The sequence below is a fragment of the Rhodovulum tesquicola genome (assembly GCF_024128855.1).
GTDB classification, from domain to species: domain Bacteria; phylum Pseudomonadota; class Alphaproteobacteria; order Rhodobacterales; family Rhodobacteraceae; genus Rhodovulum; species Rhodovulum tesquicola.
Genome location: NZ_JAMYDV010000010.1, coordinates 1 through 13,937 on the forward strand (window position 1 = coordinate 1; position 13,937 = coordinate 13,937).

Sequence of the window (13,937 nt, forward strand, 5' to 3'; positions counted from 1 at the left end):
TTCCGGCGCGAAAGCCTCGTCCAGACGATGCGTCAGATCGCCGGAGGACAGCGCCGTCAGACCCCGCCCCAGCCGCTCCACCGCAACCGCCTGCTCCGCGCGCGACCGCTCGCGCTCGGCATCGGCCGCTTCGGCGGCGGCAAGCTTGTCGCGGAAGGCGAAGAGGCTCCGCCCGAGAACCCCGAACTCGTCTCTCCGGTTTTCGACCTCGATCACCGTGGTGTAGCGTTCACTGGCCACGTCGTTCATCGCGCCAAGCGTGCTTGCAAGGGGCGCGGTGATGCTGCGCACCAGAAAGTAGGACGTCGCCGCCAGAAACAGCAGGCCGACCGCCAGTGCCGCAAGCGCGGTATTGCGCTTGGCGGCGAGGTCGGCCTGGATGTCCGAGACATAGGCACCGGTGCCGATCATCCAGCCCCAGGGCGCGAAGGCGGCAACATAGCCCATCTTCATTTCGGGGATGTCGGTGCCCGGCTTGTTGAACCAGTAATCGATCCGGCCGGCGCCGTCCCTCTTCGCGATCCGGTGCATTTCCTGGAAGAACATCAGGCCCTTCACATCCCGGAACCCGGACTGATCCGCGCCGATCCAGTCCGGACGGAAGGGATGCACCTGGAAGACCAGATCGTCGTCGAAGGCGAAAAAATAGCCGTCTCGCCCGAACCGATAGGTCGACAGGGTCTGGCGGCCCATGTCCTGCGCCGCTTCGAGCGACAGCGTGCCCTCGGCGACCTGGCGGTCGAGATCGGCCAGTTGGCTGATCGCTGCGTCGGAAAGGGCGCCAAGTTCGGCCTCGCGCATGTCATAGGCGATTTCGACGGCCCGCAGCATCAGGAAGCTCGCCAGCGCAAGGGACAGCAGCAGCGCCAGAACGACGATCGCGTAGATCCGGGTGGAAATCCTGTGGAGCATCGTGGTCATGGCTGGTCCCTTTTGATGGCATGCCGGATGATGGTCGGAGTGATCCGACCCCATGATGAAGTCCGAGAGTGCGGAGCCTGCGTCGTCGCGGTCGCGCGGCAAGCCGGGGTTCGGGACCGCGGCGCCGCAGCCCCTGGATCGCGGCGGCGGCCGATCCGCGCTGCGGCTGGCGTGTGTGGCATGCGTCCGACCTCCTGCTTGTTGACGCGCCACGCGGGCACGCATTCTCCCACAAGGCCATGGCGGGGATTGCCATCCGGTTACCCGGGCCGCATCCCGATCGGGAAACTGCGACAAAATCGATCAAAAGACGTCGATATGGCCGCCGGAATGGGGCGCCTCGCGGCGGGTCGGCCCGCCGAACAGGGCGCGCAGCTGGTCCAGACGCAGATCCTCGAGCACGCTGCCGGGAATGCAGGTATCGGCGGGCGTCTCGCGGGCCAGACGCTCGGCCAGCGGACCCAGATCGTCGAGGATCTGGATCACCAGGTCGACAAGCTGCAATTCGCGCGCCCCGCCCGCGGAGGGTGCGGGCGTCCCCGTGCGCGCGAGCACCGCACGTTCATAGCGACGCAACAGATCGGCGGCATGGCCGAGCTCATGCCCCAGCCCCCCGAGCAGCCGCGCCAGGTCGAGCGGCGCGGCCTCGCCGGGCAGGTCGATCCGGACCGGGGCGGTCACAACCGGCCTACCACGGCCTCGATGGCCTTCTTCATGGTGGCGGTGGTGAAGGGCTTCTTGACGAGATTGTTCAGGCCCAGTTGCTGGCCCTTCTGGATCAGTTCGGGCGTCGGCGTGCCGGTCACCAGGATATAGCCGATGCGATGGGTCGACCGGTTGCGCCGCAACCCCTCGAGCAGTTGCAGCCCGTCCATGCCGGGCATGTTGTGATCGGCAAGGACAAGGTGGACCGGGTCGGCGACAAGCCGGTTCAGCGCGGATTTCCCGTTGTTTTCCGCGCTGATCTGGAAAATCCCGATCTCTTCCAGCGACTGGGTGACCAGGCCGCGGCTGACGGCCATATCGTCCACGACCATGACGCGAAGCGAATCCTTGAGCGACATCTTCAGTCCTTTCCTTCTGGTAACGATGGCCTCGGCGCGCCCTGGGCGCACTTGCGGTAGGCGGTGACCCCGGCGGTCTCGAGCAGGCCGGTGGCCGGGCCGGTCACCCGCTCGGAATGGCCGATGAAGAGCATGCCGCCCGCGGGCAGCTTCTCGGCGAAGCGCAGCCAGAGCGATTGCTGGGTGGCCTTGTCGAAATAGATCGCCATGTTGCGGCACATGATCGCGTCGAACAGGCCCGGCATCGGCCAGGGGCCGTTGATGTTCAGCCGCCGGAAGGTGATGAGCGGGCGCAGCTCGGGGCGGATCTGGCGCTGCGCCTTGTTGCGCTCGACCGGGTCGAAGATGCGCGCCTCCCAGTCGCCGGGCGGCGTCTTGCAATCCTCGGCGGGATAGCGCCCCTCCTCGGCCCGCCGGAGCACGAACGGGTCGAGATCGGTGGCCAGGATCTTGATGTCGAGCCGGGCGGCCTCGGGGCAGAGCTTCAGGACACTGCCCGCCAGCGAATAGGGTTCCTGCCCGCTGGAACAGCCCGCCGACCACAGCCGCACCCGCCCGCGATTGCGCGCCCGCGCGATCAGCGGCGGCAGCACCTCGTCCTCGAGCTGGGTGAAATGGTGATGCTCGCGATAGAAATGGGTGACATTCGTGGTGAGGGCCGAGATGAAGTGATCGCTCTCCTGCTCGAGATTGGCCTGAAGATAGGCGTGATAGGCGCTGAAATCCTCCAGGCCGAGGACGACGATCCGCTTGCCCAGCCTGGAATGGATCATGGCCTTCTTCGAGGGTTCCAGATGCAGCCCGTATTCCGTCTTCGCGAATCCGGCGATCCGGGCGAAATCGCTTTCGACGAACGGAATGTCCGCGGAACGCCGGAAGGCGGAAGAGGTGGGCTGCGCGGTCATGCGACTTCCCGCAACACGCTGGGCAGCAGCACCGAGGGCGAGAGGATGCGCGACATGCCTTCCTCGATCGAGATCAGGCCGAGGATGCTGTTGGGCACGTCGCCGCGGCCCATGGCGGGCGCCTCGCAGATCTGCTCGCCGCTGACGGTCAGGATTTCCGACACCGAGTCGACCAGCAGGCCCACGGTCTTGTCGCCCACGGCGACGACCATGATGACATGGCGGGGCGAGGCGTCGCATTTGCCAAGCCCGAGCCGCGCGGCCAGGTCGACGATCGGGATCACCGCCCCGCGCAGGTTCATCACGCCCAGCACGGCGCTTTCCGCCTGCGGCAGCGCGGTCACCGGCGACCAGCGCCGGATCTCGCGGATCTGCGTGATCTCGATGCAATAGCTCTGGCCGCCCGCCTTCAGGGTCACGAACTCCAGAACGTCGTCCTCAGACCATTGCTGCGGTCTTGCCATGCTGCGTCTCCTCTATCAGCGCCACGTCCCGGCCGAGATCTCCGGCAAGGGTTAGGATGGCATCGGTGTCGATGATCAGGGCGATACGGCCATCGCCCAGGATTGTGGCGGCCGAGATCCCCTCGATCGCGCCGTAATTGCCCTCGAGGCTCTTGACCACGACCTGCCGCTGGTCGGAAATCTCGTCCACGGCCAGGGCGACATGGCCCGAGCGTTCCGAGCGGATCAGGATCAGGATATTCTCCGAGGAGATCTCGTCCCCGCAGGTGAAGCCGAGCAGGTTGCCCAGATGCACGATCGGCACATAGGTGCCGCGGATCGACAGCAGCCGACCCTCGCGGCCATAGGGCACGATATCCTGCGGGCGCGGGCGGATCGTTTCCAGCACGCTAGAGAGCGGCGCGACCAGCGTCTGGCCGGCGGCGTGGATCACCATCCCGTCCATCACCGCAAGCGTCAGCGGCAGCGAGATCGAGAACAGCGTGCCCTCGCCCGGGCGGCTGGAGATCGTCACCTTGCCGCCCAGCGTGGTGATCGCGGTCTTGACCACGTCCATCCCCACGCCACGGCCCGACAGGTTGGTCACCTTCTCGGCGGTCGAGAACCCGGCCATGAACAGCAGGTTGTCGATCTCGGGCTCGCTGAGCTTGGCATCCGCCGGCACCAGGCCCTTGGACACCGCGATCTCGAGGATGCGCTTGCGGTTCAGCCCGGCACCGTCATCGGCGATTTCGATCAGCACATCGCCCGAACGATGCGCGGCCGAAAGCCGGATCGTGCCCATCACCGGCTTGCCCGCGGCGATGCGTTTCTCGGGGCTTTCGATGCCGTGATCGACGGCGTTGCGGATCATGTGGGTCAGCGGTTCGGCAAGACGCTCGACCAGGGTCTTGTCGATCTCCGTCCCCTCGCCTTCGGCAACCAGGACGACCTCCTTGCCCAGGCTGTCCGCGGCCTCGCGCACGATGCGCTGCATCCGCTGGAACAGGGGCTTGACCGGCTGGGCGCGGATCGCCATGACGCCTTCCTGCAACTCGCGGGCGAGATACTGGTAGTCGTCCAGATCGCTCATGATGTCGGAATTCGAGGCCAGCCCGGTCTCCTGCAGTTTCTGCGCGATCACCGCCTGGTTGATGATCAGTTCGCCCACCGTGTTGATCAGCCGGTCCACCCTTTCGGGATCGACCCTGAGCGTGGTCTGCGGCACGGGTGACGCGGCCTTCGCGGCGCCCTTCGCCGGGTTGACCGGCTCGGCGGCGACCGGGGCGCGCGTTTCGGCGGCAAGCGCCAGCTCGATCGGCGCCGGTGCCGTCTCGCGCGGGGCGGCGGCGCGGAACTCCACCTGCGGCGGCGCGGTCTCTTCGGCCACGGACGGGGGCGGGAGGTCCGGCACGGGTTCGGCCCCGTCCGCGCCGGGATCGTCGACCGCCTCGATCTGGCAGAGATCCTCGAGGAACATGAAGACGTCGCGCACGGCATCCTCGGTCATCTGCCCACGCAGCGTCAGGTCCCAGTTGAGATAGCACCGCTCCGGGTCGAACGCGTCCGCCTCGGGCAGCGCCGACAGGTCGCAGCGGGTCTCCACATGGCCGAGCATGGCAAGCTCGGAGAACAGCAGGACCGGGTCATGGCCGTTGCGGAACAGATCGGAGGACGCGGTCAGGCGGATGCGGAAGCAGGTCTCGCCCGCCTGCGCGGGCGCCGTGTCCTCGTCCCCCTCCTCGCCGAGCGGGTCCAGAACGAGCGGCTGGAACCCGAAGAAGTCCATGTCCGCGCCCATGTCCGCCGCGGCGTCCCCCGCGTCCTCCGCCGCCGTGCCCGACAGCTCGTTCAGCTTGTCGAGGATGGCGGGCATCGCCTCGGGGATCTCGGTGCTGTCGGCCTGGGCAAGTTCCACCAGATCGGCCAGCATGTCGCCCGAGCGCAGGATCGTGTGCAGCGCATCGGTATCGGGCACCAGCTCGCCCGAGCGCACCCGGTCGAGCACCGTCTCGAAGCAATGGGCGAAGGTGACCAGGTTCTCCAGCCCGAAGGCCCCGGCCGCGCCCTTGATCGAATGCACCGCGCGGAAGATCGCGTTCACCGTGTCGTCGTCGGCACTGCCGGCGATCATGTCCTGCGAACCTTCGGACAGCTGTTCCAGAAGGTCCTCGCACTCGGCGAAGAAAGTGGCCTTGAGATCATCGCGAGACATGGTCAGCGCACCCCCGTCACACGGCGGATCACGCTGATCAGGCCTTCGTCCTCGAACGGCTTGACGATCCAGCCCGTCGCCCCGGCATTGCGCGCGCGTTCCTTCAGCGCGGGGCCGCTTTCGGTGGTCAGCACCAGGATCGGCACGCGCGCGTTCACGCCGCCGCCGCGGATCGATTCGATCACGCCGAACCCGTCCATCTTGGGCATGTTGATGTCGGTGATGACCGCGTCGTACTGGTCCTGCTGGAACACGTCGACGCCATGCACGCCGTCATTCGCCGTGGTCACCGAGAAGCCGGCCGAGCTCAGCACCTCGCGCACCATCTCTCGCATGGTCAGGGAATCGTCGATGGCAAGAATGTTGATCATTACTGCACTCCTTCGGTGCCGAGAATCGCCTCGCCCAGGCCGAGCAGCCGCAACCCCTCGACGAAGCCCTCGGAGGGCTCGAGGATGTCGAAACTGCCGCCGCCGGCCTCGACATGGCGCCTGAGAAAGGCAAGAAGCTGGGCCGCGAGCGCGGTGGGCGCATCGGCCCCGTCGGCGTGCAGGGTCACGGCATGCGGCCCGTCCCCCAGCACCGCCTTCACGATCTCGCCGGGCGCGTCGGCCCAGGCGGGATCGCGGATATCGAGATCCAGGTGACGATCAGGCTCCATTCCGAATCCCCGTTTTCCTGTGTGTCAATCAATGTCTCTGTCTGTCTAAGCCCGCGAAGCCTAAGAACTGGTGAACATGTCCCGTCCGGCCCGCCCCCCACAAAGGCACCCCGCGGAGCCCCTGCCTATCGCCGCCCGATGGGTCGGTTTTTGGGCGGCGGCTGGACGTCTCGGTGGCACGGGCATGTCATCGGCGGCGCGGGGCCCAGCCTGTCGGGGGGCCAGGGGCCGTCGCCGGGAGGGGCGGCAAACCGATTCGCACGGGGCATCCGGGGCGGGTCGTCCGGGCCGATCCGGGGAATGCACCGCGCGGGGAAGGGCCGGAGGCCGAAACGGGCGGACCCGGGACGCGTCGGGGGGCATCGCAGGGGTCGAACCGCCCGCCGACGCGCCCCTGCGCCGCATGCGGGCGACCGGCGCCGCTAGGCCGCCGAGGCGCGCAGCGGCACCGCCCCGTGAGCGGCCGCATGGAACCGCGCCACCAGCGCGCGCAGCCGTTCGCCCTCGGCCTGGAGCGTGTCGCTCGCCGCCGTCGTCTCCTCGAACATCGCCGCGTTGTGCTGGGTCACATGGTCGAGCTGGCCGACCGCGATGTTGATCTCGCCCAGGCCCACGGATTGCTCTCCGGCCAGCTTGGCGATCTCGCTGACCCGGTCGGTGACGCCCTCGACCGCCGCGACGATGGCGTCCAGCGCCTCGCCGGTGCGCCCGACAAGGCCCACGCCCAGCTTGACCTTCTCGCCCGAGGACGAGATCAGCGCGCCGATCTCGTGGGCGGCCTCGGCGGTGCGCTGGGCAAGCGCCCGCACTTCCGAGGCGACGACGCCGAAACCGCTGCCCGCACCGCCCGCCCGCGCCGCCTCGACCCCGGCATTCAGCGCCAGCAGGTTGGTCTGGAAAGCGATGTCGTCGATCACATGGATGATCCGCGCGATCTCTCCGGCCGAGGCGTCGATCTCGCCCATCGCGCGCACCGTCTCGCCCACGATCTGCGCGCCGGACTGGGCCTTGCCGATGGCATCCCGGCCGATCGCGTCGGCGCCGCGCGCGCCCTCGGCGGTGGCGCCGATCGAGGTGGTCAGATCCTGCAGGGCCGCCGCGGTCTCTTCCAGCGTGGCGGCCGCATTCTCGGTCCGCTGCGACAGCTCATGCGCCGAGCCGTTGATCGCGGCGACGCTGGCATTGATCGTCTGGGCCGAATCCGTGATGTCGGCGATCAGTTCCCCAAGGCTGGCAACCGTGGCATTGTAGTCGCGGCGCAGCGCGTCGTAGCCTTCGCCCAGATCGGCGTCGATATGCGCCCCCATATCGCCCGCGGCCAGCCGCCTCAGCCCCTCGGCCAGGGTGTCCACCACTGCCTTCTGATGCGCCTGGGCGGCGTCGCGGTCGCGTTTCAGCGCATGTTCCTTGGCGATGCTTTCGCGGAAATGGACCAGCGCCTCGGCCATCTGCCCGATCTCGCCACCGACCTTGCGGTCGGCCTGGAAATCGAGGTCGAGATCGCCCCCGGCCAGCCGCCGCATCTTGGCGATCATCCGCAAGAGCGCCTTCGAGATCTGCCCGCTGAACAGCACCGCAAGGCCCAACCCCGCCAGCAGCGCCACCGCCCCGGCCCCGAAGGCCAGCAGGCGCATCTGCCCCGCGATCGCCAGATAGGCGCTGCGCGGCACCATGACATGCACGAGCCCCGCGGTATTGCCTGCGAAATCGGCCACCGGAATGATCCGCGCGGCATAGCTCTGCCCGGCGATTTGCAGTTCGCGCGCGGCGTTCGCCTCGTCCTCGGCCGCCTCCGCCGCAGCGGGCGTCAGCAACGGGTCACCGGCGATGGTGGCCACCGCGCGCTGGATCGTGGCATCCGTGGCCGAAAAGCCCGCGATGCTGGTATCGGGCAGGATGTAGAATTCAAGCTGCGTGTCGCTGTTGCGCACCAGCCCCTGAAAGAACGCCGCATCCAGATCGAGCCCGATCTCGACCGTGCCGACATGCCGCCCCTGATGGGCCACGGGGCTGATGCCGCGAATGCCCAGCCCGCCCCGGCCGCGTTCCAGACCGGCCAGCGGCGCCTTGCGCGCATTGGCCTCGATCACCGTCTTGCGGAAGGCCGACAGGTCGTCGCCGAACTGGTCGGGCTGATGCACCCGGAACAGCGAGGTGGCGGGCGGTTCGTGGAACTGGAACTGCACGATGCCGCGCTCGGCGCGCATCTGCGCGAAACCGGGCACGAACAGCGCGGCCAGCCGGTCGCGGTCCTGCGCGGCGGCGGCGGCTTGCACCTCGGGGATCGCGGCGACAAGGGCGGCGGTGGTCAGCGCGCTGCCGATCCGGTCGTCGATCGCCGCCTGAAGGCGCAGCTCGAACTGGTCCAGCTCGCGCAGCGTGCCGCGGTCGATCAGGCCCTTCATGCCCCAGAGCATCGGCGCCAGCACCAGTCCGGCGGTCATCAGGACCGACACGGAAATCGCCAGGATAATTCTTTTTCTGAAGGACATGGAACGCTCCCCCTTGTCCGGGACTGGGCGCCGCGAAACATCGGCACGCGCGAGGAAGCATTCAGAACAGATGTTACTTCGGGCTTAAGCCGCCTGTCGGGGATCCTTCGGATTTTACCGATCCCGCGCTGCGGGGCGCCTCAGACGCCCAGATAGCGTTTCAGAACCTCGGGCCGGGCGCGCAGATCGGCGGCGTCCACCGTCTCGCGGCTTTGGCCGTTCTCGACGAACACCACCCGGTCGGCGGCCGACAGGACCGCGTCAAGCCGTTGTTCGACCAGCAGGATCGCCACGCCCTCGGATTTCAGCCGGACCACCACCTGCCTTATCGCCTCGATCATCGAGGGTTGCAGCCCCTCGGTCGGCTCGTCCAGCAACAGCACCCGCGGCTCAAGGCACAGCGCGCGGGCGGTCGCCAGCATCTGCTGCTCGCCCCCCGACAGGGTTTCGGCGCGCTGGCCCATCCGGTCGGCCAGCCGCGGGAACAGATCCAGCACCCGGGCCAGCACATGGCGCGGGCTGTTCCGCGTCATCAGACCGATTTCCAGGTTCTGCGCGACCGTCAGCTCGGCAAACAGCCGCCGCCCCTGCGGGATATAGCCGATCCCGCGCCGGGGCACCTCATGGGCGGGCAACCGGCCGATATCCTCGCCCTCCAGCGTGATCCGGCCCGCGCTCAGCGGCAAGAGCCCCATGATCGCCTTCATCGTCGTGGTCTTGCCCGCGCCGTTGCGGCCCAGCAGGCAGGTGATCTCGCCCGGCCGCACGGCCAGCGACAGCCCGCGCAGCACCTGCACCGGGCCATAGCCCGCGTCGATGCCGGTCACCTCAAGCATCCGCGCCGGTCCCCAGATAGGCCGCCTGCACCGCGGCCGAGCCATGGATCTCGGCCGGGCTGCCCTCGGCCAGCACCTCGCCGAAATCCAGAACCGTGATCCGGTCGGCCAGCGCCATGACCACGCCCATGTTGTGCTCGATCAGCAGGACCGTCGCCTCGGCCGCGACATCGCGGATCAGCCGCCTGAACGCCGCGATCTCGCCCTCGGCCAGCCCCTGCGTCGGCTCGTCCAGGATCAGCAGGCGCGGCGCCTGCGCCAGCCCCATCGCCAGTTCCACAAGCCGCTGGTGGCCATAGCTCAGATCGCCCGCCAGCGCATCGCCATGGCCCGCAAGCCCCACCCGTTCCAGCACCGCAGCCGTCTCGCGCGCCACCGCGGCCCGGTCGCCGCCCAGCCTGCGCCGCGCGGCCAGCGCCACGTTCTCGGCCACGTCGAGCCGCGCGAAGACCGAGGTGATCTGGAACGTGTAGGCCATGCCCAGCCGCACCCGCGCATGCGCCGGCAGCCGGGTGATGTCGCGCCCCTCGAAATGGATGGTCCCCGATGTGGGCGCCACCCGTCCGATCAGCATCGACACGAAGGTGGTCTTGCCCGCCCCGTTCGGCCCGATCAGCGCCCGGATCTCGCCCGGTTCCAGGTCGAAATCGACCTCATGCACCGCGCGCAGCCCGGCAAAGGATTTCGACAGCGCCCGCGTGGACAGAAGCGCGCTCATGGCAGCCACCGCAGCCAGCGCCGCCGCACCTCGCCCACCAGCCCCTGCGGCGCGAACAGCGTCAACAGCACCAGCGCCACGCCCGCGACCAGCATGTAGGCCGGTGTCAGCCCCGACGAGATGTCGATCAGGTAGAACATGAACAGCACGCCGAAGAACGGCCCGATCACCGTGCCCGCGCCGCCTAGCAGCACCCACAGAAGCGGGAATATCGAGAAATGCACCTCGGCGAAACTGGCGCCGACATAGCCGAACATCAGCCCGTAGGCCGCCCCCGCCGCCCCCGAGAACATCCCCGACAGCACCACCGCCGCCAGCTTGTGGCGGAAGATGTCATAGCCCAGCAATTCGGCCCGCTCGGGGTTCTCGCGGATCGCGACCAGCACCCGGCCAAAGGGCCGCCGCACCAGCCACAGCGCCGCGGACAGGCACAGCGCGAACAGCCCCAGCGCCAGCAGGTAGCGGATATCCGGATCGGTCAGGTCCAGCCCGAAAAGCACCCGGTCCGCCCCGGCCAGCACCAGCCCCTCGTCGCCCCGCGTCCAGCGCGCGGCCAGCAGGATCGCCAGATAGAAGGCCTGCGAAAACATCAGCGTCACGATCATGAAGGCCACGCCCACCGTCCGCAACGCGAGCAGGCCGACCACCAGCGCCAGCCCCCCGGCCGCCGCGATCCCGGCCAGAAAGGCCAGTTCCGCCCCCAGCCCCAGATGGTAGAGCGGCATCCCCATCCCGTACATTCCGGCTGCAAAGAACATCGCATGCCCAAGGCTCAGAAGCCCGGTATAGCCGAACAGCAGGTTGTAGCCGATCGCATAGCAGGCCAGCACCATGACCCGCGCCAGATTGCCATGGTGATAGACCGGCAGCACGAAATGCAGCGCCAGCAACAGCGCGAGCAACCCGCCATGCAGCGCGAGGATCCGGGCATTCATCGCGCGGGCTTTCCCATCAGCCCCTGCGGGCGGAACACCAGCACCAGGGCCACCAGAAGCGTCGCGACGATCTTGGCCAGCGTCGGCGAGAAGAACACCGACAGGATGCCATCCGACAGCCCGATCAGCAGCGCCGCGATCAGCGTGCCGGGCAGGCTGCCCAGCCCCCCGATGATAACCACGATGAAGGACAGCAGCAGCGCATCGCCCCCCATCAGGTAATGCGCCTGCTGGATCGGCACGATCAGCACGCCCGCCAGCGCCGCCAGCCCCGCCCCCAGCCCGAAGACCAACGCATAGACCCGCTCCACCGGGATGCCGAAGGCCTGCGCCGTCTCGCGATCCAGTTGCGTGGCGCGCATCACCAGCCCGATCCGCGTGCGCGTCATCAGGATCCACAGCAAGGCCAGAACCACGACCGCCGCTCCGATCACGAACAGCTTGTAAGAGGTGATCGACAGCCCCCAGGGCCAGTAAAGCGACGGGCCGCCCGCGCCCCACTCGACCCAGGGCAGCGCGATGCGCTGGTTGAAGGGGGCCGCCACCGGCCGCGCATCCGGGCCATAGCCCATCAGCGTCACCTGCTGAAGTATGTAGAGAATCCCGATGGTCGCGACGATGGTCCGCTCGGGGTCATAGCCCACCCGTTTCAGCACCGTGACATCGGCCGCCACCGCCAGCGCGCCCACGATCAGCGGCACCGCGACCAGCGCCGCGACGAAGCCCAGGGCGCCCCCGCCCGCCATGCCCGCGACGACAAAGGCCAGCACCGCGCCCAGCATGTAGAATTCGCCATGCGCGACATTGACCACCCGCATCACCCCGAAGACAAGGCTCAGCCCCGCGGCCATCAGCGCCAGCACCGCGGCCGTCACCGCGCCTTCCAGCGCTGCCAGCATCAGGTAGGGACCGAACTCCATGCGGTCGCGTTCTCCTGTCGGGGGGACGGGCGGCGCTCAGAACGGGCGCGTGGTGTAGTCCACCTCGTCGGGATAGAAGGTCTCCTCCAGCGGCACGGTGCGCACCACGTCCAGACGCCCGTTTTCCAGCCTGGAGACATGCTGCTGGCCGAACACCTGATGCGTCCGCCCGTTGAACAGCTTGGCGCCCTGCGGATGCTCGTTCGATTCCGGCATGTCGGTCATCGCCTCGACCGCCTCGACCAGTTTCTGGCGATCCTGCGGCCCGGCATAGCCCGCCGCCTCCATCCCGCGCTTGATGACGTGAAGCGTCTCCCAGCAGCCGAACATGTGGGCATAGGTCGACACGTCGCGCGGGTCGCGCACCGAGGCGCCGTTCTCGTCGATGCCGACTTCGGCGCGGAAATGGCGGTCGAACCCGGTCTGGTCGGGCTGGATGTAACGCGGCATGCCCTCCCAGAAATAGCTGCCTTCCAGGAATTCGAGCCCGGGGCTGCGCAGGTCCACCGCCTCCAGGCTGTCGATGAAGCCGAAGATCGCCGGGCGCGAGGGGCCGAAGAACTCGCCCATCTCCTTGACGAAGGTCAGCACCGCGGGGCCGACCATGACGTGATAGATCACCTCGGTCTCGCGCGGGATGCGGGGGAAATACCTGGTGAACGAGGTCTCGGTGGGCGGGATCGCCAGCTTGGCAATCACCTCGCCGCCCTGCGCCGCGATCGCCTCGGAGAAGAAGTCGCGATGGTCATGGCCGAAGGCGTAATCGGGAAAGATCATCGTGACCTTCCTGCCCAGCGTCTCGGCCACGAAGGGCGCCATGGCCAGAACCTGGCTCTTCACATCCGTGATGCCGGGCTGCAAGGTCCAGCGGTTCAGCATTCCGCTGGCGACGTGATGGCCCTCGGAGACCACGAAATAGGGCAGCTTCAACTCGCCCGCCCGCGGGGCGGATCCGATCACCACATGGCTGAACAGCGTGCCGAAGGCCACGTCCACCCGATGCTGGTTGGCGAATTTCTCGACCACCTCGGCGCCGCGCCGCGGGTCGGTGCCGTCATCCTCGGTCACGATTTCCAGCGGCCTGCCATTGATGCCGCCCGCCGCGTTGATCACCCGCGCCGCGGCCTGCGTGGTGCGGTCATACCAGCGCCCATAGGCCGCCCCGATGCCGGTCGCATGCATCTGGAACCCCACGCGGATCGGCGCGGCGCTCTGGGCATGGGTGTAGCGCGCCCAGAGCGGCAGCGCGGCAGCGGCGGTCCCCGCCCCGGCCAGCGTCTTCAGCGCGGCGCGGCGGGGGGGATCGGCGGGCGTGGCGCCCGGTTTGGTCGGATCTGACATGGCTTCATCCCCCGGCAAGGAACGGCGTTGTGGCGTCTTGCGCGCCAGTCTGTCGGGCTGCGCGGGCTTTGTCCATGTCTGACGGTCCCGCGGCGCCGCAGAGCCCGCCGGAACAGGGGCCTGCCCGCCCTGCCCCGACACAAGCGCGGCCCGGCGAATCGATGACGCCCGGCGACATGGAAATCAGGTTGCGCGCCTGCGGCGCATTGCATTGTCTCGCCAGCGGCTTGCGCCGCTTGCTCGGATCTGCCTCCGGCGGGGATATTTGGGGCCAGAAGAAGGACGCAGGCCCGCCTATTGGGGCCGACAGTCGCAGCCGGTCGGCAGGCCCTTCTCGTCGAGCTCGGGCGAGCAGCATTGCTGCCCTTCCTGTGTCGTGCAGCAATAGATCTCGCGCCCGGCCACGCCTTGCCCGGGCCAGGGGCAGGGCGCGGCCGGGGCCGGTATGGCCAGCGTCGCCAGCATCGTCAGAAATGTCATCATCCG

General features: G+C 68.3%; 15 protein-coding genes. All 15 read right to left on the reverse strand.

Annotation, left to right across the window (positions count from 1 at the left end):
- Positions 1–921: cache domain-containing protein (locus tag NHN26_RS10115; RefSeq protein ID WP_253089363.1), on the reverse strand; the 921-nt coding region annotated here is incomplete at its 3' end.
- A gap of 303 nt (positions 922–1,224) precedes the next feature.
- Positions 1,225–1,602 carry a hypothetical protein gene (locus NHN26_RS10120; RefSeq protein ID WP_253089364.1) on the reverse strand — a complete coding sequence of 126 codons (378 nt, stop codon included), beginning with the start codon at positions 1,600–1,602 and terminating at the stop codon, positions 1,225–1,227.
- Positions 1,599–1,985 carry a response regulator gene (locus NHN26_RS10125; RefSeq protein WP_253089365.1) on the reverse strand — a complete coding sequence of 129 codons (387 nt, stop codon included), beginning with the start codon at positions 1,983–1,985 and terminating at the stop codon, positions 1,599–1,601. Before NHN26_RS10125 ends, NHN26_RS10120 begins: the two co-directional genes overlap by 4 nt.
- Before the next feature lie 2 nt (positions 1,986–1,987).
- The gene (locus tag NHN26_RS10130) at positions 1,988–2,890 is read right to left on the reverse strand and encodes a CheR family methyltransferase (RefSeq protein ID WP_253089366.1); all 903 of its coding nucleotides are present in this window, start codon (positions 2,888–2,890) and stop codon (positions 1,988–1,990) included.
- The gene (locus NHN26_RS10135; protein ID WP_253089367.1) at positions 2,887–3,354 is read right to left on the reverse strand and encodes a chemotaxis protein CheW; all 468 of its coding nucleotides are present in this window, start codon (positions 3,352–3,354) and stop codon (positions 2,887–2,889) included. The genes NHN26_RS10130 and NHN26_RS10135 overlap by 4 nt, the downstream gene beginning before the upstream one ends.
- Positions 3,329–5,548, reverse strand: a complete 2,220-nt coding sequence (locus NHN26_RS10140; RefSeq protein ID WP_253089368.1) for a chemotaxis protein CheA — start codon at positions 5,546–5,548, stop codon at positions 3,329–3,331. The genes NHN26_RS10135 and NHN26_RS10140 overlap by 26 nt, the downstream gene beginning before the upstream one ends.
- A 2-nt stretch (positions 5,549–5,550) precedes the next feature.
- On the reverse strand, positions 5,551–5,919 hold the full coding sequence (locus tag NHN26_RS10145; protein ID WP_253089369.1) for a response regulator: 369 nt from the start codon (positions 5,917–5,919) through the stop codon (positions 5,551–5,553).
- Positions 5,919–6,209 (reverse strand): hypothetical protein, encoded by a 291-nt coding sequence (locus tag NHN26_RS10150; protein ID WP_253089370.1) that lies wholly within the window; start codon positions 6,207–6,209, stop codon positions 5,919–5,921. Before NHN26_RS10150 ends, NHN26_RS10145 begins: the two co-directional genes overlap by 1 nt.
- 422 nt (positions 6,210–6,631) lie before the next feature.
- Positions 6,632–8,701, reverse strand: a complete 2,070-nt coding sequence (locus NHN26_RS10155; RefSeq protein ID WP_253089371.1) for a methyl-accepting chemotaxis protein — start codon at positions 8,699–8,701, stop codon at positions 6,632–6,634.
- A gap of 140 nt (positions 8,702–8,841) precedes the next feature.
- Entirely contained in the window at positions 8,842–9,537 is a 696-nt protein-coding gene (locus NHN26_RS10160; protein WP_253089372.1) for an ABC transporter ATP-binding protein, read from the reverse strand.
- Positions 9,530–10,255, reverse strand: coding sequence for an ABC transporter ATP-binding protein (locus tag NHN26_RS10165; protein WP_253089373.1), 726 nt, complete (start codon positions 10,253–10,255; stop codon positions 9,530–9,532). Before NHN26_RS10165 ends, NHN26_RS10160 begins: the two co-directional genes overlap by 8 nt.
- Positions 10,252–11,190 carry a branched-chain amino acid ABC transporter permease gene (locus tag NHN26_RS10170; RefSeq protein ID WP_253089374.1) on the reverse strand — a complete coding sequence of 313 codons (939 nt, stop codon included), beginning with the start codon at positions 11,188–11,190 and terminating at the stop codon, positions 10,252–10,254. Before NHN26_RS10170 ends, NHN26_RS10165 begins: the two co-directional genes overlap by 4 nt.
- The gene (locus NHN26_RS10175; RefSeq protein ID WP_253089375.1) at positions 11,187–12,110 is read right to left on the reverse strand and encodes a branched-chain amino acid ABC transporter permease; all 924 of its coding nucleotides are present in this window, start codon (positions 12,108–12,110) and stop codon (positions 11,187–11,189) included. Before NHN26_RS10175 ends, NHN26_RS10170 begins: the two co-directional genes overlap by 4 nt.
- Positions 12,111–12,146: 36 nt before the next feature.
- Entirely contained in the window at positions 12,147–13,451 is a 1,305-nt protein-coding gene (locus NHN26_RS10180) for an ABC transporter substrate-binding protein (protein ID WP_253089376.1), read from the reverse strand.
- 294 nt (positions 13,452–13,745) lie between these two features.
- The gene (locus NHN26_RS10185; protein WP_253089377.1) at positions 13,746–13,934 is read right to left on the reverse strand and encodes a hypothetical protein; all 189 of its coding nucleotides are present in this window, start codon (positions 13,932–13,934) and stop codon (positions 13,746–13,748) included.
- Positions 13,935–13,937: the final 3 nt, after the last annotated feature.